This is a genomic window from Acidobacteriota bacterium (assembly GCA_039028635.1).
Lineage (GTDB): Bacteria > Acidobacteriota > Thermoanaerobaculia > Multivoradales > JBCCEF01 > JBCCEF01.
Window position 1 is genome coordinate 16,412 of the sequence record JBCCHV010000040.1, and the last position, 20,503, is coordinate 36,914.

A 20,503-nucleotide genomic window follows, 5' to 3' on the forward strand; every position below is an offset into this window, starting at 1 on the left:
TCAGAAGAGATCGAAACGCAGCCCCGCCTGCAGGGTGATGAAGTCGAGGTCGTCGTCTTCCACCGACACTCGATGCAGCTTGGCGCTGGTTTCGAAGTCGAGCTTTGGGGTCAGCGGGAAGCGCGCTCCGGCCCCGAGGTGGAAGCCCTCGTCGCCCTCGCCATCGACTTCGTAGCGGCCGAAACCGGCCGAGAGGAAAAAGGTCTCCGGACCGGGGCCGAGCAGATAGCGGCCGTTCAAGGCGAGGTGGTCGAGATCCTCGTCGGCGATGCGATCACGGCCCAAGAAGAGCTCGATCTCGAACTGCGACGCCACCCGGTAGCTCAGGTCGAGGCCGAAGCTCGAGCCACCCTCGAGCTCGAGGCCTCGGAAGCTCGACGGTCGGTTGATGCCGGCGTGAACGCTGCCCGAGAGGCGACCTTCCGCATCGGTGCCGCCCCGCGGCCGCGGCCGCTCGTCCTCGAAGGCTTCGATGACGTTGGTGATGGTGCGAGCGCCATCGTTCGGGACCTCGATGCGGTAGTAGTCGGGGCCGATCTGCTTGGCACCGTCGAGCTCGTGGCCCCAGCCGGTGAGGGGACCCTCGTGATGCATGAAGTAACCGAAGGAGGTCTGCGGCCGGAGCACCCGCCAAACCCGGCCGCCGCTCTTCAGCTCGCGGCCGGTGTCGTGGTAAGCGTGGACCTGATAGGTCGGCTCGCGATCGCGAAGTTCCTCGTAGGCACCGGGCTCCAAGGGCTCGATACAGCGAGAGCGCTCGATCTCGGGGCATCGATGGTGCGACCTCTCCGGCCGGTTCGGGCTCGGCTTGGGATCCTGCGGCTCGACCTGCCGCGGCATGTTGAGGGTCTGCACGTAGAGATAGACCTCACGCTCCGAGCGCCCGGGCAGACCCTTCAACCCGACGACACTGACCTGCGCTTCGCGCTTGAAGACCGAAGCCTCGGCGAAGTTCATGTTGCGCACCACGCTGCTCGACGAGAAGGTCAAGCCGGGGGCGCCGGAGAGCTCGACCAGCATGCACTGGTGGCGCCGCCGGGTCGGTGCCGGGAATCCGGTGCAGTCGATGTCCGCCGGCTGCGGGTCGAAGTCGCAGGCTTCCTGAGGGGTGAGCTGCCAGTCGAAGGTGATGCTGCCCTTGGAACCATCGGCCACCGGGGCGGTGGTCGTGGCGGGAACGGCATTGATCTGGCGCCACAGGGTGGTCGGATCGGCGACGTCGTTCCAGTCCGGCTGGGTACCCCAGTTGGCGATGCGGAAGACCGCGTCGAGATCGCCGGCGCCAATCTGGCCGCCGGTGTCGTTCTGGGGTCGGGCGCAGACGACGTTGTTCTCCGGGCTGCCGGCACCGTCGCTGAGGTCGAAGGTACCGGAGAGGTTGCTGGCAGCGTTGCTGCACGGGCCGCCGCCGGTTTCGGTGCCGATATCCGAGCTCACCAGAGAAACACCCTGGATGCAGGCGGCGTTGGTCGGGGGGACGTCGCGGCGCAGGTCACCCCAGGAGCCGCTGGTGCTCGCCGGATCGGTGACATCGGCGAAGGTCAGGTTGTCCGGAAAGTTGTACTCGACGACGTTGCAGATGGTGCCCGGTGGGTTGCAGCCGATGTCGTGGAACACCTGCACCTCGTACCAGAGACGGAACTCGTCCTGCAGGTCGAGGCCGTTCTCGAAGCCGGCCTGCAGGGGCACCCGCATTTGGACGGCCCAGGTGCTGCCGCTGACCTCGCGCCAGGCGGCGGTGCGGGTGGTGGCGGCCTCGAGCCAGTCCGGGACGTTGGCACCCGGTGCCGGCGACCAGGCTCCGCCGGTCGACGGACGGACCGACGCCGAGATGTTGACCACCGGATCGGCCTCTGCCGCCGTGTTGCTGGTGCTGAAGGGCTGGATGTTGAGCAGGAGCTCGTCCTCGCCGCCGCCGGGGGCGAAGCCGACCCAGAGCTGATCTTGGGTGTCGAGGGTGGGATCGACCTCGACCCGCCAGGAGAGGTAGAGGTCGGTGGCGGTCCTCAGGCCGCGGAAGGAAACGTGCTCCGAAGCGGCGCCACCGCCGAAGGTTTCGAGGTAGGCGCCACGCCAGCGGGGGTCGTCGAGGGGCTCCCAGCCGGGCAGAGTAGCGCTCCACCAGTTCGGGGGGCCGCCGAGAGCCGGCACGCCGATGGCGTTGGGTAGGCAGACGTCCGTTTGGGCGCCCGCGACGGTCGGTAGGGCGACGAGCGCGATGAGCAACAGCAGGAGAAGAGGTTTTCTAGACACAGTGACCTCCTGGGAGCGGGTTCCGCTAGGTCCCGAGAACGAGATCCAGAGGGAACAGGCGACGGGACGAGCGACCCTGCCGTTGCAGGATCACCTCGACGCGGCCCGAAGGGCTGGCGCCGCCGAGCGGTTGAAGGGTGATCTCCGGAGGCCGGGCGGCGGGTCCGCCGGCGACGTCGTTGTCAGTGATCTCGTAGGTGGCCGGAGTGGTGAAGAAACGCTGGATTTGCCAGCCCGTCGTCGGAGCGACGGGTTGCAGCGAAAAGTCGTAGAAGCCGGCTTCGGCGAAGGTGGCGTTGAAGCGCACCCGCACTGTGCTGCCGGTCGCCGCCGTGACGGTGCTGCCGGAGAGGGCGTTCGGCGGGGTCGAGCCATTGAGGGTCAGGGTGATGGTTTCGTCCTGCGGGATGGTGGCTTCCCCGACGGTGAAGGGCTGCGCTCCGGAAGAGCCCTGAACGGCACCGGCGGAGGCGTCGACGACGAGCTGGAAATCAGTGCCTACGGGGACCGTCGGCACGGCCACCAGGCGGACGAAGAACTCGGTCTCGGCCGGCGGATTGGGGTTCGGGTTGTTGGGATCGAGGGGCGACAGCGTGATGCGGCGCTCCGGCAGCGGCGTCTGGTTGCCGTCGAGCACCCGCAGGCGTTGCTGCCAGACGTCGGCGTTGGGGACGTTGACGATGCGCGGATCGATCAGGATCTCGGCCGTGCTGGAGGCTCGGTTGCGCAACCGGAAACGGAAGTTGGCCGGCTGGTCGGGCACCAGCGTCTGCGGTGTGACGCCGAGGAACTCGACGTCGAAGTCGCCGAACAGCACCGGCGCTGCCGGCCGCAGGATGATGTCCTCGCTGACCTGCTCGGACTGATTGTTGACTCGCAGGGTGACCGCCGTTCCGGGCTCCGAGACGCCGGGCACGGGGGGAATCTGGAAGACCAGCCTTCGGTCGTCCGAGGCCAGGCCGTCGAGGGTGACGCGCACGCCATCGAGGAAGACCCTGGCGGCTCCCAGGGAGTGCTCGAAATTGCGCCCCAGGACGGTGAGCGGATCGCCAATGCGATACGGCCCCTGCGGCGGCAGGAGACCGGTGATGGCAAGGGCCTGGGAGCCGGAGTCCTCGATGTCCTGAACCCGTAGGTCGAGGTTTTCGAGCAGGTCGAGGACCTGATTCCATTGCTCGGCGGTGATCAGGTCACCGGGTTGTACACGATTGAACATGGTCAGCTCCCTTCGCTCAGACGAGGAATGACGAGAAGTTGCCGAAGCTCCAGCGATTGATGTCGTAGCGAGCGTCGCCAAACAGCGGCATGAATCCGCTGGTGAAGATCACGGCGGGTCGCTCCGGAACCCGTTGGCGGTTCTCCCGGATGGAGTAGAGCCAGACCATTTCGTCGCTCTCGGTGTCGATGGCGGGGAAGGCATAGGAGCGATCGAACAGCGGCGCGACCCGGGCGCCTTCGGTGAACAGCGGACCGCGGACGGTGCGGTCGGCGAAGAAGGCCGGCACCGACAGGCCGCGGGGGCGGTCGCTGCCGGCGACCGGCAGCAGACCGGCGGCGGGCAAGAAGCGGAAATGCTCCCGCGCCACCAGCGAGGTCGGCGCCGCCGCTTCGTCCAGCAGCTCGGCGAGGTGCTGCTGGAACTGCAGCACGCGAGCCTCGGCATCGGCGCGGAAGGCGTCTCCCGAGAGCATCGGCGCGGCGGCGTGCTGCAAGCTGGGCACGGGCCGTCGTCGCACCGCCCAGGGATCGGCGAAGTGGAGGCCCGAGAGGGTCCAGTGGACGAGGGCCACGGGCACCTCGCAGTCGGCGATCTCGCCGCGCTGGCGCAGCCCTGCGATGGGGTTGGTTGGAGTCTCGCCGGCGAGGGCTGCTAGCGGATCGTCGGCCACCGCGGCCTGGGCCGCCGAGGCCAGGAAGAGGTGCGCCAGGTGATTGCGCAGGCGCGAGCGACGCGCCGGGGTGGCGGCGTCGGTCAGTAGGTCGGCGAGCTGATCGCGGTGCGTCGCGGGTAAGAGCTCCTCGGCGAGGGGATCGTAGGGCAGCAACCGGAAGCTCACCCCTTCGAGGGCCCAGCGACTGCCGCAGCCGGCGCCGGCCTTGGGATCGCCGAGGCCGCTCATCACGGCGCGCTCGCGGAAGCCCGCCGCCGGACCGAGGAGCAACAGGTAGACGCCTTCACCGACGGCCACCGGCTTCGTCGAGGGCGGCGCGCAGGCGTGAAAGGGGCTGTCCGGTGGCGGCTCGTGCTCGAGCTCCCGCGCCAGGCAGAGGTCGATGTCCGCCGCCAACTCGAGGCTGTCGCCGTCGGCGGCGAGGGCCAGGCCGGCGGTGATGCCGAGCACCGGCACGGTGCCGCCGGCGCCGCGGTCGCGGATGGTGACCTCGAGGCCTGAAACGATGCCGCTGCCGAGGGCGCGACCGAGGCGCCGCTGGCGGGCGCGATGAGCTTCCCGTTCGACGCTGAGGTCGGTGGCCGTCAGGATGCGACCCTCGAAGAAGTGGGGATGGCGCAGGCCGCCATCGAGAATTGCGCTCAACAGCTCGGTGGTCATGGCGTCGTCCTAGTTGGGTAGCTGGCGAAGTCCGGCGATGATCGCCGGCGTGATGCCCGGGATGGTGGCGAGGTCGTCGAGGCGGTCGAAGCCATCGCGTCGTTCGCGCTCGGCGACGATGCGCTCGGCGAGGCGCGGGCCGATGCGCGGCAAGGTGACCAGCTCGCTCTCGTCGGCGCGGTTGAGATCGAGACCGCCGACCACGATCTCGCCGCGGCGAGGCAGCCGGAGCCAGCTCTCGAAGGTGCCGCCCTGGAGGCCCAAGCGGTCGCCGGCGGCGCTGCGGTCGCCGGTGGGCAGGACCCCGGTGATGTGCTCGCCGTTGATCGCCCGATCCTGCCGGTCGAGGATGAAATCGCCGCGCAGGACGACCTCGACGGTGGCTCCGGAAAGGCGCAGGAACTCGGCGGTTTCGGAGTCGACCAGCGCCACCACGGCGGGGGCGAGGTTGCCGTTGACGGTTCGGGTCTCGGTGATCAGGTCGTTGCCGTCGACGCCGACGACCCGTGAAGGAATCACCGTCGCCGGGATTCGCATGCAGACCGGAAACGGGCTGCCGTCGAGGGGCAGGTGAACCTGGAGGAAGACCGTTTGGGCCGTGAGAGTCGCCGACTGCACCGGCGAGCGGGAATCGTCGATGCCCTCGCCACCGAAGGCCAGGGCGACGCCGAAGGCGGGCTGACCGTTGTGGATCAGGTCGAGGTTGCTGAAGGCGCCATGGCGCCAGGAGAGGGCGACCACGCGGGTCAGGTCATCGCTCAGAACCGGGCCTGCGGCGGGCAGCGCGTCGGGCTCCCAGCGGGTGCCGTCCCAGGTCAGCACCTGACCCACCGCCGGTGCCGCCGGCGCCACCGGCCGGCCCTGGAGGGCGCCCACGGAGGGGTTCGGGTAAGTGCCGCCGAGGTCGCCGCCGGCGCCGTCGCCGACCTTGATCGCCTGGTCGAAGGTCACCGCGTCGCCGCTGGCGCTGCCATCGGCCAGGGCGACGATGCGCCGGCCGCCGCCATCGAGATCGGCGATCAGCGCCCGGGTCACGGCGTCGACCAGCAGGTACTGCGGGTGGTCGTCGAGGCCGAGGCCGTTGAGGTCGGCGTGATTCTCGACGCCGGCGATGGTCTCGCCGGCCGCCGTCGGCAGGAGCTCCTGGAAGATGCGAGTGGCCAACAGCAGCGGACGGTCGCTCTCGTCGATCAGCACCTCGCCATCGACCACCAGGTCGCCGGCGGGCCCTTCGGCAATGTCGAAGTCGAGGCGGGCGAGCAGGACGCAGCGCTCTTCGGAGAGCTCGCAGCCGGCCCGGCCTGCGGCCAGCAGCGGACGGATCTCGGTGATCCAGACGCGATAGGCGGCGGCCAGGAGGTGCGGTGCCTCGCTCGGCTCGAGGCGACCACCGAAGGGCGGTGAGGCCGGCCCCTGGACCACCGGCGGCGAGCCGTCGACCAGGCTCCGGACCTGATCTTCGACCGCTTCCTGGTCGAGGGCCGGACCGGGGCCGCTGGCGATCTCGAAGGAGCGCAGCAGCTCGCCGAAGGCGCGGGCGGCGTCCTCCTCCGGCTGCTCCGGCGGCTCGAAGCGCAGGCTGAGCTCGAAGTCGTCGGCGATGCGGGACGGTCGCGTGTTGTCGGCGGTGTCGCGGCAGGGATCGCCGAGCACCGGCACCGGATCGGTGGCGCACTCGCGATGGCACAGAACCACGTAGAGGCTGAGGGCGCCGGGCGGGGAGGCGAAGTGCTCGTCGATCTCGTCCCGCTGGCCGCTCAACCATTCGTCGAGGCGGGCGCATTGGGTCGCCGGGACACAGATGGTCTCGCCGCGAGGATCGATCGCCAGGCCAGCGCCGACCACGACCTCGGGACCGCCGCCGTCGGCAGCCCGCTGGCCGATCTCCAGGCCGACGACGGTGCCGTAGCCGTGCAGACTGCGCTGGTGCAAGCGATCGCGCTCGCGGAGATGAAACTGGTCCTGCAGAAACTCCTGAACCCCGAGGACCAGGCCCGTCTCGTAGCGGACGCGTTTGCGCGGATCGAGAGCGATGGGATCCGAAACGGTGTTTTTGAAATCGCACATGGTGTTCACGCTCCTCGGCGTTCGAAAGTCTTCAGGCGACGGCGTCGCGGCCGATGACGCGACGATCGTGGACGTTCCAGGGGTGGGGCTGGCTGAGCTGGGACTCGCCGAGGGCGCCTCGGCCGAGGGTGAGGGCGGTAGCGCGGCTGCCTTCGCCGACTACCGAGTCGATGCCGACGCGCGCCGAGCCGACTCGGAAGAGGGCCCAATAGAGGCTCACCTCGCAACTGGTGTGGGCCGGCCGCTGGCGCTCGACGACGGCGCGAACCTGCGCCAGCCGCTTTTCTCGCTCGCTCGGAATGGAGTCGGCGGTGACCGGCACCAGGACCTGGAAGCGATGGGCGCTGCGTGCGATCGGCAAGCGCTGCGACACGAAGTGAATCCAGTCTTCGAGGGTCACCGGGTGGATGGGCAGGGCGGCGGGAAGCAGGGCCTCGTCGAAGGAGCCGAAGGCGGTGGCGCCGGTCAGCCCCCAGGCGGCGTTGAGGGTCGCGACGCTGCCGTGGCGATGGCGCAGGTAGCGGCGGTAGGACGTGGTGTCGCTAGACGTCGTCTCGGCGTAGGGAAAGTCGAGCTCGCGGGCTATGAAGGCACGCCAGCTGGCGGCTTCGGCCGGATTTTCCGGTGGCTGAGCCGGGAACTGGAGTGGCAGGTCGCTCGGGTGGTCGGAGCCCCACAGCTCGTTGAGCTGGGCCACCAACGGCTCATTGACGGCATGGTGCTGGGTGAGGAAGTCGCGGTAGGCCTGGTGGAGCCGCGCGGCACCCTGATCTGGCTGCCAGCGCTCGCCGGCGGCGATCAGCCGTGGGCCGGTGGCGGGGGAGATGCCTGGGCTGCCGGGGAGAGCTCGCTGGCGGGAGCGAAAGGCCTCCACCAGACGAACGCCGTAGGGATTGGTGGCGGCGTCGTCCTCGAAGATCGAGTCGTCCGGGCAGGGAACGGTGGCGAGACGGACCGCTGCCAGCATGCCCGCCACCGTGCCGCGTTGCCGGTAGAGGCGATGCAGGTGGCGCAGCAAGAGCCGTCGACGGGCTTCGTCCCAGTCCTCGTCGAAGCTCGCGGCCAGCCAGTCGGCGAGCCAGGGCAGCGCCTCGGCGGGAATCGTGCGCGGGTCGAACCAGGTCTCGGCGCGCTCCATCTTGCCCTCGATCTCGCTGAAGAAGCCCTCGAAGTTGGCCAGGAAGCGCTCCAGGAACGAGGGCTCCTCGCGGTAGACCGCCGGCAGGTACTCGCGCAGGTAGCTGAACCGTGGGTAGTAGACGCGCAGCGCCGTCAAGGCGGGGCTGCTGCGTCCACTCCCCACCAGGGTCAGGCGCAGCTCGAGATAGCGGCCGCGGGCCGCCTGGAAGAGCAGCTCCCAGGTCCCCTCCCCCGGGTCTCCGCCCTGGGAGGGAGCGACGGCGGCATCGAGCGGGCGCTCGCCGCCGCCCGGGCGAAGTCCGAGCACCGGCTCCGACTGCCAGGGCTGGTCGGCGAGCAGGTGCTCCTCGTCCGCGGCGCGGCTCTCGACCATCACCTCGTCTCCGGGAGGTATGCAGCCGGCGAGGAACAGCCGATGCCAGACCGTTCCGGCCTGCTTGCCGTCGAAGCGCAGCGCATCGAGCTCGCCGCGGCGCTGGTAGCGCGGCCGACGCAGCTCGACGAGACTGGCCCAGGAGTCATCGCGGTCGTAGAGCACGTCGCAGGCGTCGCGGCCATCGACCAGGGCGCGACCAGCGAAGCGGCGCAGCGGCAGGTACGTGGGGAGGGCGACCAGCTCGAGGCGCCCGCGGCCGGTGCGCAGGCGGAAGGCGTAGGCCTGGTTGCCGCCGGCATCGGCCACCAGGAGCTCGCCCTCGAGCTCTCCCGGCGAGCTTGCCGACGCCGGCGCCGGCAGGAAGGCGAAATCGTGGGCCGTGACCTCGGGCACCGGCGTCACCAGCTCGGCGAGGGCGATCTCGAGGTCCGCCGGCGGGGCGTCCGGGAGACCGCCGCAGAAGCGATGCACCCGCGGCGCGCTACCTGCCGGCGAGTCGAGTACGAGGACCGCGCCGTCCGGCAGGACCAGGATCGCTCGCGGATCGGCCAAGGCCAGAGAGGCAGGCTGCCAGCCTCGTGGAAAGGTCTCCGCCGGCCTCTGTCGGGGCTCTCCGCCGAGGGGCTTGAAGCTCTCCGTCGTGGCGGCCGTGTGCTCCAGGGAACCGTCCCCCGGGACCGGTCGCAGGTGGTGGTCGAGGCGCCACAGGCGCGGCCCATCGGCGGGGGGACGATCCAGAACCCAGAGACCGCCATCGCGGGCGGCGGCGAGATCGTGGGGGGAGAAGTCGAGCTCCTCGGGCCAGTCGAGGCGGCGCGGTGGGCCGCCGCCGTGGAGGTCGAAGATCAGGATGCCGCCGGGATCTCGCCGGCCCACCACAAGGTAGTGATCGGCGGTGACCGCCAGGCCGCTGAGGAGGGCGTCCCCGAGGGGCTCGCCGGGAAGCGGTCCGAAGGCACCGTGGCGCTCGCTCGGGCACGGTTCCGGCGGCCAGAAGACACCGCTTCGACGGCTGTCCCGCGGGCGGTAGTGAATCTCGCGGCGGTCCTCGGAGATCCAGTAGACGTGACCGTAGCGATCGCGGTCGGCGCCGCGGCGATGATCCGCCGTCAGCGCTTCTTCGCCCGGTCGACCAGGAAAGCGGAACAGCTCCGGCGCCAGAGTCACGCGCTGGCGGTCGCGATCCCAGGCGATGCCGTCGCCGGCAGCGCTGATCGGCGGCTGCCAATCCGCTTCGCCGAGCAGCAGGTGGTAACGCGAGCCGTTGACGTCCATCAGGCGACTCCTCGACGTCGGGGAAGGGCGCGGAGACTCATGTCGCGGCGGAGAAGCATCAGCATTCCTCCGGGATCACCGGCACCGGCACCCGTGGGGTTTCCGGCGGTTCGGGGTCATCGCGCTCGCCGGTGAGAACGTCGAGAGGTACGGCGGGTCCCGCCACCACCGACACGCCGATTACCCGGGGCAGCTCGAGGCCGGACAGCTCGAGGCGCTCGATGGCGCCGCCGGAGCCGTCACCCAGCGTCAGCTCGAGGATCGAAGCCACACCATCAACCCGGCTGACGGCGCCGAGCACCTCGCCCGCTTCGATGGTCTTCTCGAGGGGCCAGCCGGTGCCCTCGAAGCCGCCCACCAGCGGCGACAGGAAGCGCCGAATCGCAACCTCGCCGCGGTCGAGAACCGGCCCCTGTTCCCGTCCCGGGGCGACCTCGAGGCCGACCGTCACCCACAGGTCGCGATAGATCGGTCCGCGCACGTGGATCTCGGTGGTGATCAGGCGACGCGGCTCGAGGTGACGGCAGATGGCGTCGAGGAAGAGACGGTCCGGGGCCGGCGTCTCCGGCTGGATGCGGTCCGTCAAGGGAACCACCAGCACCGTCAGGGCGCCGTCCGCCGGACTCTCCGGCTGGTCGGGGTGAAACAAGGGCAGAATCTCGACCCGGCCGAGGTCGACGCCCGGCGTCTGCCAGGTGATCTCGCGAAAATCTTCGCGGCTCACCAAGCGGTCGCGGTGGCGCAGGCTGCGCGAGATGCGGAACTCGGCCTCGTCGACCGTTTCCGGGTCATCGCCGCCCCACGCCGGGACCGGGTTGTGGACCACCAGACCGGCCGGCAGAGCCGGTCCTTTGTCGATCGCGCCGATGCCCACCATGCCCTGGCTACCGCCGCCGTGGGCGTAGCGGGCCACCAGCGTGGCACCGCGCGGCGGCCGGGCGCCGTGGCTGCCGTTGCCGAAGCGCAGGGTGCCGCTCGCCGCCTCGAGGGTGAACACCCGAGGATCCCCTTGGGGAGACTCCGGAGAGGCGAAGCGCGGGCTGCGCGGCGGTACCTCGGGAGGTGCTGCGGCGAGGTCGTCGATGGCGCTCCAGAGCTCACCGTTGACCGACAGCTGAAGGGTCTTCGGCAACACCGGCGCGTGCACCAGCCGTGTCTCCTGGTCGGGCTCACCGGTTCCCGACGGCAGTTGCTCGGCCTGGACCCAGCGGCGCTGTGCCGCCAGCGCGCCGTTGATCCCCAGCCAGCTGAAGCGGGTGGCGAGCTGGTCGCCGGTCTGGGGCGGTCGAATGCGGATCCAGGTGACCAGGCGAGCCTCGTCTTCGCTGTCCGCCAGGCTCGGCGGCAAGTCGCCGACGCCGGCCTCCAGGGGATCGAGCTCTTCGCGGTAGGTGAGCTCCTCCTCGCCCGGCAGGCGCAGCTCGACGGTTCCCGGGAAACGCAGCAGATCGCTGCTCGGGCGGGCTTCCAGCAGGCGATAGCGCAAGGCACCTGCAGCGGGCTCGCCGGCGGGGAGCTGGGGGAGCTGGAAGGTGAGACCGCCCGCTCCCTCCGTCTCCTTGCCGCCGGCCGGCAGGCGAACCGCCTCCTCGTCGAGGGCGGGCATCGAGGCGATGGTCAAGATCTGGTGCGCGATGGCGCGCCGGGCCTCGCCGGGGTCGTCACCGGGGCGCGCCAGCAGGGCGAGCCACAGGCTGCCGTCGACGGTGTCGCGGGCGAGGTCCAAGGTCGGCAAGGTGACCCCCTGAGCGGGCGTTTCAAAGGGCCGCGTCTCGTAGTAGTCGAGCTGCGATCCGGCGACCGCGAGATCCTCGTAGAGGCGGCGATAGAGGGTGTCGACGCTGCTGCGCTGGCTCTCCGGAATCGGCGCCTTGAGGTAGATCCGGCCGACGATCGGCAGCACCGTGAGGGCGTGCTCGGTGCGAAAAGCGACCTTGCCGGCGGTGATCTCCTGCTCGGCGGCGAGGGGCACCGGGCTCAGCGGTCCGCGTGGGCTGGCGAAGGCCACCAGGGTGCTCGCCGCCCGTGCCGCCTGCAGCTCGATGCCGAGAAGCTGGAGGAACTTTTTGCGGTTGCGCTCCGGGATCAGGTTGGCGCGGTAGATCAGGCTTTCGGTCATGAATCCGAAGAGCTGGATCAGGGTGACGCCCGGGTCGGAGTCGTTGAGGTTGGTCCACTCGGGGGTGTGGAACGGCACCCGGGCGAGGGCCTCGCGCACCAGCTCCCGCTGGCTGCGGTGATCGATCTGCGGAACGGGCAAGGGCATGGCGAGGGCCTCTCTGGATGCGGGGTCAGCCGGCCAACGGGACGTTGAGGTCGAGGCGGTCGGCGACGCCGGTGGCGATCAGGCGGTAGTGGATGCTGGCGATGGCGGCCTGCGGATCCTCGGAGTGGGGAGCGACCTCGACGGACTCGAGCTCGATGCGCTCCTCCCAGCGTCCGAGGGCCTGGACGATGCGCTCCTGGATCAGGCGGTGGGTGGCCGGATTGTTGGGTTCGAATAGAAAGCGCTGCAGACCGCCGCCGAACTCCGGCAGGAGAATGCGCTCGCGGTTCTCCGTCGACAGAATGACGCGGATGTTCTGGCGCACGTTGGCCTCGCCGGACGACCAGGCGAGGCGGCCGTCGCTGCCGATGTGGGGCGGAAAGGCCAGCCCGCGGCTGGGGCGCGGACCGCTCACGAGTCGTTCCTCACCGGAATCGGCAGGCAGATCTTGAAGAACGGCAGCCACCAGAAAATGATGTTGAGGAGCTGCACGAAGATCTGCAGCAGGATGAAGGCGACCAGGGTGATGATCGGAATGGAGAGGGAGCAGATCATGCCGAGGCTCCAGGAAGGCTCGTTCGGAGACACGCCCTCTTCGAGCTCCGAGACGGTGGCCGCCTGCACCTGCTCGACCTGCTGGCGCAGCTTGTTCGACATCAGCACGGCAACGCCCTTGGGAAACTTGCGCAGGCCCTTGAGGCTGGTGTCGAGGGGCATGCGGATGGTGAGCGGGCGGGTCGGGGCCTCGGGATCGAAGAAGGGCGCCAGGCGGAAGGGCCGCGTCGGTCGGCTGACCGTCGGCGGCGTGAAGCGCCGGCAGCGCGGCCGGCGGTAGACGCAGCGGGCGCGGTAGAGGGAGCCGTCCGCCTCGGCCGAGGCGGCGACGGCGCGGGCGGCCGCGCTGGGAGCCCGCCCCGGCGTATCGTCGGCCGGCTGCGGCCGGGCGTCGATGCTGGCGAAGAGCCGGTCGCGTAGCTCGCCGCCGTGCACCACCGCCACCGCCGTGGCCTCGATCTGGGCCCGGCTCAGGGCCGGCGGAATGATTTCCGGGTCGGTTGGCTCGGGCTCGCGCAAGCCGAGCAAGACGTCGCGCTGGGCGTCCGCCCGACGGATGCTCTCGCGCCAGGTCACGCCGCCGGGGATCACCGCCCCGAGGCAGTTCCAGACGGCGAGCTGGGGGGTGTCGAGGTCGGCTGGTGAGGCGCTGCGGATGGCGGCCGCGAGGTCCGGCAGGAGGCGGACGAAGGCATCGGCGAAATCGAGCAGCAGAAAACGCAGGCTCTCGCGCGCCGCCGCCGAAGGGATGTCGTCGTCGAGGCCGGTCAAGATCCCGAGACTCTGCAGAGGTCCGGCGGCGAGCTCCGCCTTGCGCGGGTCGTCGAGCTCCGCCAGCGGATCGGTGGGCGCTGCCGGAGGCTCCGCCGCGGCAGCCTCCGCCGCAGGAGCCGCTGGCGCCGCGGTCTCGTAGAGCTCGCGGCCGGCGACCGGCACCAGGCCGGCCCACAGGCGACGCTTGCCGCCCTCGAGCTCGAAGGGCAGGGCAAACAGCGGCAGCTCTTCCTCACCCTCGGTGAGGTCTTCGAGGGCGCTGGCGGCGAGGCTTTGCCAGCGGCCGCCGGAGCGGTCCCCGATCCAGGCCTGCTCGTCGAAGCTGGTGGCGTCGTCGGGGTCGAGGTCGCGGCCCGGCCGCGGCACCAGGCGACGCATCACCCAACAGGCCTTGTCCTCTTCGGCCGGGTCGACGCGGCGGTCCGGCAGCCCGGCGCGGCGGCACACCAGGCTGGCGGCGAGCAGGTAGAAGCGGCCGTGAGCCGGCTGGAAGAGCTTGAGAAGCTCACCCAGGGAAGCATCGTCGTGGTCGGCCCAGCCGGCGCTCGGAGTTTCCCAGGTCTCCGGCCGGGCGACGTGCTCGGCGACCTCCGCCGGCTGCTCGCCGAGCAACGCCATCAGGTCTTCGAGGAAGCTGTCCGAATCGAAGCGCAGCAGAGTCGGTTGACGGAAGCGATCGCCGCCATTGGTGTCGCCGATCGATTCGTCCGCCGACGGAAGGGTACGGTCCCACAGGGGCGCAGGAGCCAGCCACTCGCTCGCGTGGGTCATCGCGCCGTCCTCACCAGATGTTGCCGGCACCGGGGGTGTAGGAGGTGCCGATCACGGAGTTGGAGATGACGACGTCGGCTTGCACGACGCCGTTGAACTTCGACATGCCGGCATTGACCGTCACCATGCCGGCGTTGATCTCGACGGTGCCCGCCTGGACGTTGACCTTGGATGCGGCTTGCACCGTGACGCCCGCCGATTCGAGGGTCACCGCATTGCCCGCCGAGTCTTCGATGTGGACCTTGCCGGGACCGTCCGAGAGCTTGAGCTTCTGGCCGCCAGGGGTCTCGAGGGTGAGGCTCTCCTGGCCGTCGGCGTCGTCGAGGGTGACCTTGACGCCGTTGCGCGAGCACAGCACCTTCTTGTCGTTCTGGCCTGCCGAGTCCATCGACTCCGGTGGCGCGTCGACACCGTTCCAGAGGGCGCCGACGACGTAGGGGCGTCGCGGGTCGCCGGCCTCGAAGGCCACCAGCACCTCGTCTTCGACCTCGGGCACGAACCAGGAGCCGCGCTCGCCGCCGGCCATCAGGGTGGCGAGGCGGGCCCAGGCCTCGTAGGCCTGATCTTCCGCATCCGGCGACCAGGGCAAGCGGACCCGAACCCGGCCCTGGCCGTCGGGGTCGGCGATATCGGTCACCAGAGCGGTGTAGACCCCGAACCAGCGGCTGCAACGGGAGCGCTCGGCGAGCATCTCGTCGAAGGGCGTGGCGACCAGCATCAGGCGGCCCTCCCGAGGGCCGGGCGCTCGACCTCGAAGGTGCTGCGGAAGCCTTGCGGGCCGAACTGGTGGCGCACGGCGCAGACGTAGTAGGCACCGTCGAACAGTGGTCCGAGGCCGGCCACCTCGACGTGGGTCGCCACCTTGAGGCGGGCGTCTCCTTCGGCCACGCCATGACCGCTGACGAAGCGGCGGGCGGTGGCGCGCATCTGGGACTCGGCGATGGCGCGGGCTTCTTCGCTGCTCAGGGGGACCGAGTGCACCAGGCGCTCGGGGCGGTCCCCGAAGCTGTCGGAGAGGACCTGGATGCCGCTCGAGCCGCCGGCGAGCTCGCCGCTGATGGCCTCTTCGGCGACTTCTTCTTCAATGCCGGCCTTGGCCCCGATGTCCCAGCCGCCGACCGCCAGACGAGTGCGCTGGTGGGCGAGGTCGGCGCTCAGGCAGAGCTCGCGCAGGCCCTCGCCATAGGTCAGCGTGACGTCGGCGCCGGCGCGGCGGCGGCTGCGGGCCTGGGCGAAAAGGGCATCGCCTTCGACCCAGACCTCGGCGTCGATGGCGCGGGCGCGGTCGCGCAGAAAGGCCAGGTCGCTCTGATTGACCTGGGCCAGGGTGCGGTAGGTCGGGCCGTCGACGTCGATCTCCGGTCGCAGCCCGTGGTCGCCGGCGATGCGCTCGAAGACATCACCGTCGCCGACGTCCTCGAAGGTGCGGGTGCGGCGCACCATGCGCAGGTCTTGGCAGCGATCTTCCGCCAGCACCCGCAGCTCCGGCGAGCGGCCGCGGGGGTACTTGCCCTCGAGGGCGGTGATGCGGCCCTCGAAGATCGCTGCCTCGGCGTCGCCGTCCCCCATCACCACCGCCAGCGGCTTGCCGAAGTCGAAGCGCTCGCGGTCGAAGTAGAGATAGTCGAGATCTTCCCCGCGGCTGCCCCAGTTGCCGAAGGTGGCCTCACAGCTGAACAGGCCGGAGGTGGTCTCTTCGACGCACAGGGCGATCAATCCCTGCTCGAGGCCGGTGACCTCTTCGCCGTCGACGAACAGCCGGGGGCGAGCGGCGTAGTACGGTGCCGTGGTGCCGAGGTCGGCCATCTCACCAGGCCTCCAGGCGCCGGCGTCGGCGCTCCCGTTGCTCGCTGGCGTCGGCAAGGTCGGTGCTGGTGATCGGCACCTTGCCCTGGGGACCGCTGGGTGGCGGGCCGGGGTCCGCTCCGGGCGCCACCGGTGGCGCCTCGGCGAGGGAGACTTCGAGCTCGTTGATGATCACGCTCATAGATTCGGAGGGTCCTCAGCGTCGGCGGAGCTTGGCGTCGAAGGCAGCGCCGGCCTTGGCCTGGGCGCTGGCGGCGACGCCGCCCTGGGTTGAGCTGGTCGAGCCGGAGGCACCGGCGGAGAAGGAAGCACTGCTGCTGCTGGAGAGATCGAGGCCGGCGTTGGGGGATCCGCCAGCGCTCAGACCCAGGCCGGCACCGAGTCCCGCTCCAGCACCGAGGCCCGTCCCGGCACCGAGGCCCGCTCCAGCACTCAGGCCGGCGCTGCCGCCGAGGTCACTTCCGAACCCGCCGCCGCCGGTGAGACCGCCGCCGAGGCCGGCTCCGGCGCTGGCCGAGAGACCGCCGCCGAGCCCGGCACCGAGTCCCGCGCCGGCCGACAGGCCGCCGCCGGCACCCAGTCCCGCCGCCGCGCTGGCGCCGGCGCGCAAACCGCCACCGAGGCTGGCCGAGGCGTCGGCGGAGAAGGAGGCTCCGGCCGCCAGGTCGCCTCCGATGGCGGCGCTCAGGGAACCGCTCACGCCAGCGCTGGCTCCCAAAGAAAGGCTGGCGGATGCCCCGAGGGAAGCGTCGAAGGCGGCGCCGGCCTGCAGGTTGCGCGGGTTCTCGATGCCGTTGGCGGCGGCGAGGGCGGGCCACTGGTCGCCGCCCAGGTCTTGGGCGGTCTGGCCTTCGCGAGCCGGCTGCGCCGGCGCCGTCGGCGTGCCCTTGCCCTGGGCCTGATTGGCCTGCTGCTTGCCGAACTCGAACTTGATCTCCTGCCGCGACAGGCTGACGGAGACCTTCGAGCGCAGCGGTCGGCCGTCTTCGGAGAAGTACTCGAGGGTCTCGTCCAGCGAGTCCATGACGCCATCGAAGAGGAAGGAGCCCCAGTGGAATCGCACCCCCGGCGGCGCCGTCGGCTTGTTGTTCTTCTTGCCCGGGGTCATGAAGAAGGCGACCTGGCGGGTCAGGCTGGTGACGTCCTGGGTGCTCTGGCCCGGGGCGCTGGCGTCGAACCAGAGATCGAAGGTCAGCTTGGTGGTGCCGGTGCCGACGAACTGTTGCGGCGCGCCGCCGCTCTGGTCGCCGGAGGCGTTCTGATTCGACAGGGTGACCTTCAAGGACTCGGGATTGAACTGCACCTTGACCTTCTTCTTGCCCAGCACCACCTGTTGCTTCTTGTCCCAGGTGATCTCGCGCAGCTCGGCCTTGACCAGTTTCTCGGGGATCATCCATCACCTCCCGAGGCGACCCGCGACAGGCACTCGTAGGCAACCTGCATCTCCTCGATCGCCACCGCGCCGTCCTTGGCGTTGAGGGTCGGGGCCTTGAGCTTGATCGGCAGGCAGCCGGTGAGGGCGAAGCGCACATCGGCCTTGCCGTCGACCTCGTAGGCGCGCTGGCCGCGGTTCGACAGCATCAGGATCTCGCCCGAGGCGCGCACTCCGTGGCCGGCGGTCTTCTGGACCTCGGCGAACCAATCCCAGAGGCCGAAGTCCTGGGTCATGCCGCGCTTCAAGGTGAGCTGGCCGTAGCTCACCGGGCCGAGCAGGTGGATCGGCCGTCGGTTGTTGCCGCCCTCGCGGATGGTCTTGGGAGCGAGCTGCACCTCGAGGCCGCCGACCTCCGAGAACTCGGCATCGCAGATCGGCTTGCCCTTCTCGTACTCGAGGACTACCCGGAAGTTGAAGCTGGTGAAGGGCAGGATGGTCACGAGATCTCCTCGAAGCTGAGGCGGTCGCGTCCCTGGGAGACCAGCCGAACGGTGAGGAATCGCAGAGCGCGGGCGGGGGCCACCTGGAGGTCGATGCGCAGGCGACCGCGTTCGACCTCGGTCGGGGGATTGAGCCGACCGTCGGCGATCACTCGAAAGGCCTCGGCGGGCTCGCTGCCGGCGAAGGCGCCGCGCTGATAGAGCTCCGAGAGCAGACGCTCGAAGGTGTGCCGGATGCGATCTCGGAAGGGCGCATGGTGGTTCTCGAAGACGTAGCCGCGGCCCTCGCGCAGCGCCAGTCGGCGCAGCAGGATGAGCAGTCGCCGCACGTGGATGGGGCGAAGGTCGGGGCGCTCGTCGAGGGTCTCCTCGGCGAGGGCGAGGTAACCCCGGGGCTGGTCGAGGAAGAGGTTGAGGCCTTGAGCCATCAGCTCGCCGGCGTCGCCCTCGGCGAAGCGTGGCCGCAGGCCGAGGGTGCGCTCGACGGGGCGGTTGGCGGCGGCGCGCCAGGCGCCCTCGGCGAGGCTCTCGGCGGCCAGGATGCCGGCGGCGGCGCCCTCCGGCGGCAGGCTGCGCTGGTCGGCACCGCCGGTGAGCCAGGGATGGAAGACGGCGCCGAAACCGAGTGCCGCGCGCTCCCCGCGGTGGAGCGGCAGGACGAAGAGCGATCCCATCGTCGGCGCCGCGCCAGCGCCCCGCAGCAGCGCCAGGTGCTCGCTGCAGGCATCGCGGCGGAAGTGGTCCGGCATGGCGAGCAGGGCGAGGAGATCACCGCGCGCGGCACAAAACCGCAGCAGGCTGCGCTGGACGGCGAGGAGCCCCTCACGGTCGTAGCTCTCCGGCGGTTCGAGAGTCCAGCCGGCCCGGCCGACGGCTGCCACCAGCACCGTGTTCGACCAGGGCCCGGCGATGCCGGCAGAGACGGCGCGGACGCGGTAGTAGCGCTGACCGTCGAGAATCTCCGCCAAGAGATGCTCGTCGCTCGGCCCGAAGTGCACCTGGCGGGCGGTGTCGAAGGCGGCATCGGTGGCCTCTTGAAGCTCGAAGTCGCGTTCTGCCGGGAGATTGGCGAGATCCGTCGGCAGCCAGAACAGGAGCTCCGGCGAGCCCAGCCGCAGCAGCTCGTAGTCGCCCGGCAGGTGGTCCTCGCAGGGTTCGAAGGAGCGCGGTGGCAGCACGGCCTGGACGGTGTTCGACCAGGGGCCGATCTCGCCGCCGCGCTCGCCGCGGACGCGAAAGAACAGACGTCGCGGGCAGCGCGGGTCGACCGTGAACAAGGTCTGGTGGGTTTCGAGCTGCCTTTCGCCTTCGCGCTGCTCGAAGGTCGGATCGACACCGTACTGCAAGCGGTAGCCGGTGGCTCCGCTCACCGCCGACCAGCGCAACGGCACGAAGCCGGGCGCTTGGTCGGCGCAGGGGTCGCAGGCGAGGGGCGCGTCGGTGACGGCGCCGACCGGCTCGAGAATCGGCGGCAGCAGGAGATCCGGAGGCTCCGGACCTCGCCGGCTCCAGGGCCGGTGGATGGCGTCGGGCACCGCGATCAGCGTGGCCTCTTCGACCGGCAGCAGGCTGTGCAGACCGCGCAGCGCGATGCCTTGGACGTGGAGGCGGTGCTCCGCCTCGTGCCGTAGCGTCTCGACGCCGAGGCGGACGAGGGCGGGATCGAGGAACAGGTCGGCGCGCAGCTCGCCCAGGCCATCGCCTTCGAGGGCGTTCGGCGATGGTCCTCCGCTGACCTCGCGGCTGGCCTCGGGATCGAGACGGAACCCCATGCCGAGGGGGAGGAAGGAGCCGCTAGCCAGCGCAGCGGGTCCGGCGAGGGAGAAGCGGGGACTCTCGGCTTCCTCGGCGATCGCCGGCAAGGGTTGACCGGAGCGGCGCTCGAGACTCTCGTCGAGACGGCGCTGAAAGAGCCTTCGGTCATCCGGGAGCAGGCCCCAGAAGCGCTCGTGCCGCGGGTCGAAGGCGAGGCCGCGGAAGCGCTCGAGGAGCGCGTCGCCGCGCCACATCAGCAGGTCGAAGCGCAGTCTGCGCAGCGCCGGAGGAGGCGGTGGGCTGGCGCCGAGGCGGGCCAGGGCGTCGGCCTCGGCGACTCGTGCCGGCGCCGCCGGGTCGCTCTCGTCGACCCAGAAGGCGTCGCGTGATTCTCCCCGCGCCGGGTCGAGGCCGGCGGCGGTGCGGAGCTCGAGAGCATCGCCGCGGTCGGTCACTCGGTCGACGAACAGCCAGAGCTTTGGGAGATCGTCGCCGAAGGAGGCTTCGATCAGGGTCCCCGGGGCGACGGCGGCCCGGCGGGTCGGCAGGGAGAAGCGATAGTCGCCAGTGACGGCGGTGAAATCGGCGTCGGCGCGGCCGAGATTTTCCGCCGTTCGCGCCGTGCCCACCCGCAGCTCCTCGCACCAGGTGCCGGCGCAGCGGGCCCGCGCCTGGGCCGCTCCACCGTCCGCCCCCCGCTCGAGGCCCGGTAGGGCGAAGGCGTGGCGGACGATGCGATCGCGATCGGCCACCCGCACCACCCAGCAGCGCAGCCCGCCCTGGGCGAAGAAGGACTCCACCGCGGCACCGAGGAAGGCATGCCGTGGCGAGCCGCGCTCTTCGTCGCGGGCGAGCTCCGGGTCGTCTCCGAAAATGTCGGCGAAGCGACCGGGACCTTCGATGGCGACGGGCAGGTCGAGAGGACCGCGGGCGGCAAAGCCGACGAAGGCGGCGATGTCCATGCGCGGTAGCGACTCGTCCGGCTGGGCCGGAGGCGCTTCGAAGACGACGCCCGGGAGGCGCGGGGTGGCGATCACT

At 70.6% G+C, this 20,503-nt stretch carries 14 protein-coding genes; all 14 read right to left on the reverse strand.

The window, feature by feature from the left end:
* Genes AAF604_16170 through AAF604_16235 form a run of 14 tightly spaced genes read right to left on the reverse strand, consistent with a single transcriptional unit; the run spans position 1 to position 20,502 of the window.
* The gene (locus tag AAF604_16170; GenBank protein MEM7051206.1) at positions 1-2,253 is read right to left on the reverse strand and encodes a hypothetical protein; all 2,253 of its coding nucleotides are present in this window, start codon (positions 2,251-2,253) and stop codon (positions 1-3) included.
* 25 nt (positions 2,254-2,278) lie between these two features.
* Positions 2,279-3,469, reverse strand: coding sequence for an IPT/TIG domain-containing protein (locus AAF604_16175; protein MEM7051207.1), 1,191 nt, complete (start codon positions 3,467-3,469; stop codon positions 2,279-2,281).
* A gap of 16 nt (positions 3,470-3,485) precedes the next feature.
* A complete protein-coding gene (locus tag AAF604_16180) occupies positions 3,486-4,805 on the reverse strand; it encodes a hypothetical protein (protein ID MEM7051208.1) in 1,320 nt (439 codons plus the stop codon).
* Between the two features lie 9 nt (positions 4,806-4,814).
* The gene (locus tag AAF604_16185; protein MEM7051209.1) at positions 4,815-6,872 is read right to left on the reverse strand and encodes a helix-hairpin-helix domain-containing protein; all 2,058 of its coding nucleotides are present in this window, start codon (positions 6,870-6,872) and stop codon (positions 4,815-4,817) included.
* 31 nt (positions 6,873-6,903) lie between these two features.
* The gene (locus AAF604_16190; GenBank protein MEM7051210.1) at positions 6,904-9,663 is read right to left on the reverse strand and encodes a phage tail protein; all 2,760 of its coding nucleotides are present in this window, start codon (positions 9,661-9,663) and stop codon (positions 6,904-6,906) included.
* A 58-nt stretch (positions 9,664-9,721) separates the two neighbouring features.
* Entirely contained in the window at positions 9,722-11,929 is a 2,208-nt protein-coding gene (locus AAF604_16195) for a putative baseplate assembly protein (GenBank protein MEM7051211.1), read from the reverse strand.
* 25 nt (positions 11,930-11,954) lie between these two features.
* On the reverse strand, positions 11,955-12,344 hold the full coding sequence (locus tag AAF604_16200) for a GPW/gp25 family protein (GenBank protein ID MEM7051212.1): 390 nt from the start codon (positions 12,342-12,344) through the stop codon (positions 11,955-11,957).
* Positions 12,341-14,029, reverse strand: coding sequence for a hypothetical protein (locus AAF604_16205; GenBank protein MEM7051213.1), 1,689 nt, complete (start codon positions 14,027-14,029; stop codon positions 12,341-12,343). The genes AAF604_16200 and AAF604_16205 overlap by 4 nt, the downstream gene beginning before the upstream one ends.
* A 10-nt stretch (positions 14,030-14,039) precedes the next feature.
* Positions 14,040-14,747, reverse strand: coding sequence for a phage baseplate assembly protein V (locus AAF604_16210; protein ID MEM7051214.1), 708 nt, complete (start codon positions 14,745-14,747; stop codon positions 14,040-14,042).
* Complete coding sequence (locus AAF604_16215) at positions 14,747-15,835, reverse strand: hypothetical protein (protein ID MEM7051215.1); 1,089 nt, start codon at positions 15,833-15,835, stop codon at positions 14,747-14,749. The genes AAF604_16210 and AAF604_16215 overlap by 1 nt, the downstream gene beginning before the upstream one ends.
* Position 15,836: 1 nt before the next feature.
* The gene (locus AAF604_16220) at positions 15,837-16,016 is read right to left on the reverse strand and encodes a hypothetical protein (protein MEM7051216.1); all 180 of its coding nucleotides are present in this window, start codon (positions 16,014-16,016) and stop codon (positions 15,837-15,839) included.
* Positions 16,017-16,031: 15 nt separating this feature from the next.
* Positions 16,032-17,228: a hypothetical protein gene (locus AAF604_16225; protein MEM7051217.1), complete on the reverse strand. Its 1,197-nt coding sequence runs from the start codon at positions 17,226-17,228 to the stop codon at positions 16,032-16,034.
* Positions 17,225-17,710 carry a phage tail protein gene (locus tag AAF604_16230; GenBank protein MEM7051218.1) on the reverse strand — a complete coding sequence of 162 codons (486 nt, stop codon included), beginning with the start codon at positions 17,708-17,710 and terminating at the stop codon, positions 17,225-17,227. Before AAF604_16230 ends, AAF604_16225 begins: the two co-directional genes overlap by 4 nt.
* Entirely contained in the window at positions 17,707-20,502 is a 2,796-nt protein-coding gene (locus tag AAF604_16235) for a hypothetical protein (protein MEM7051219.1), read from the reverse strand. The genes AAF604_16230 and AAF604_16235 overlap by 4 nt, the downstream gene beginning before the upstream one ends.
* Position 20,503: the final 1 nt, after the last annotated feature.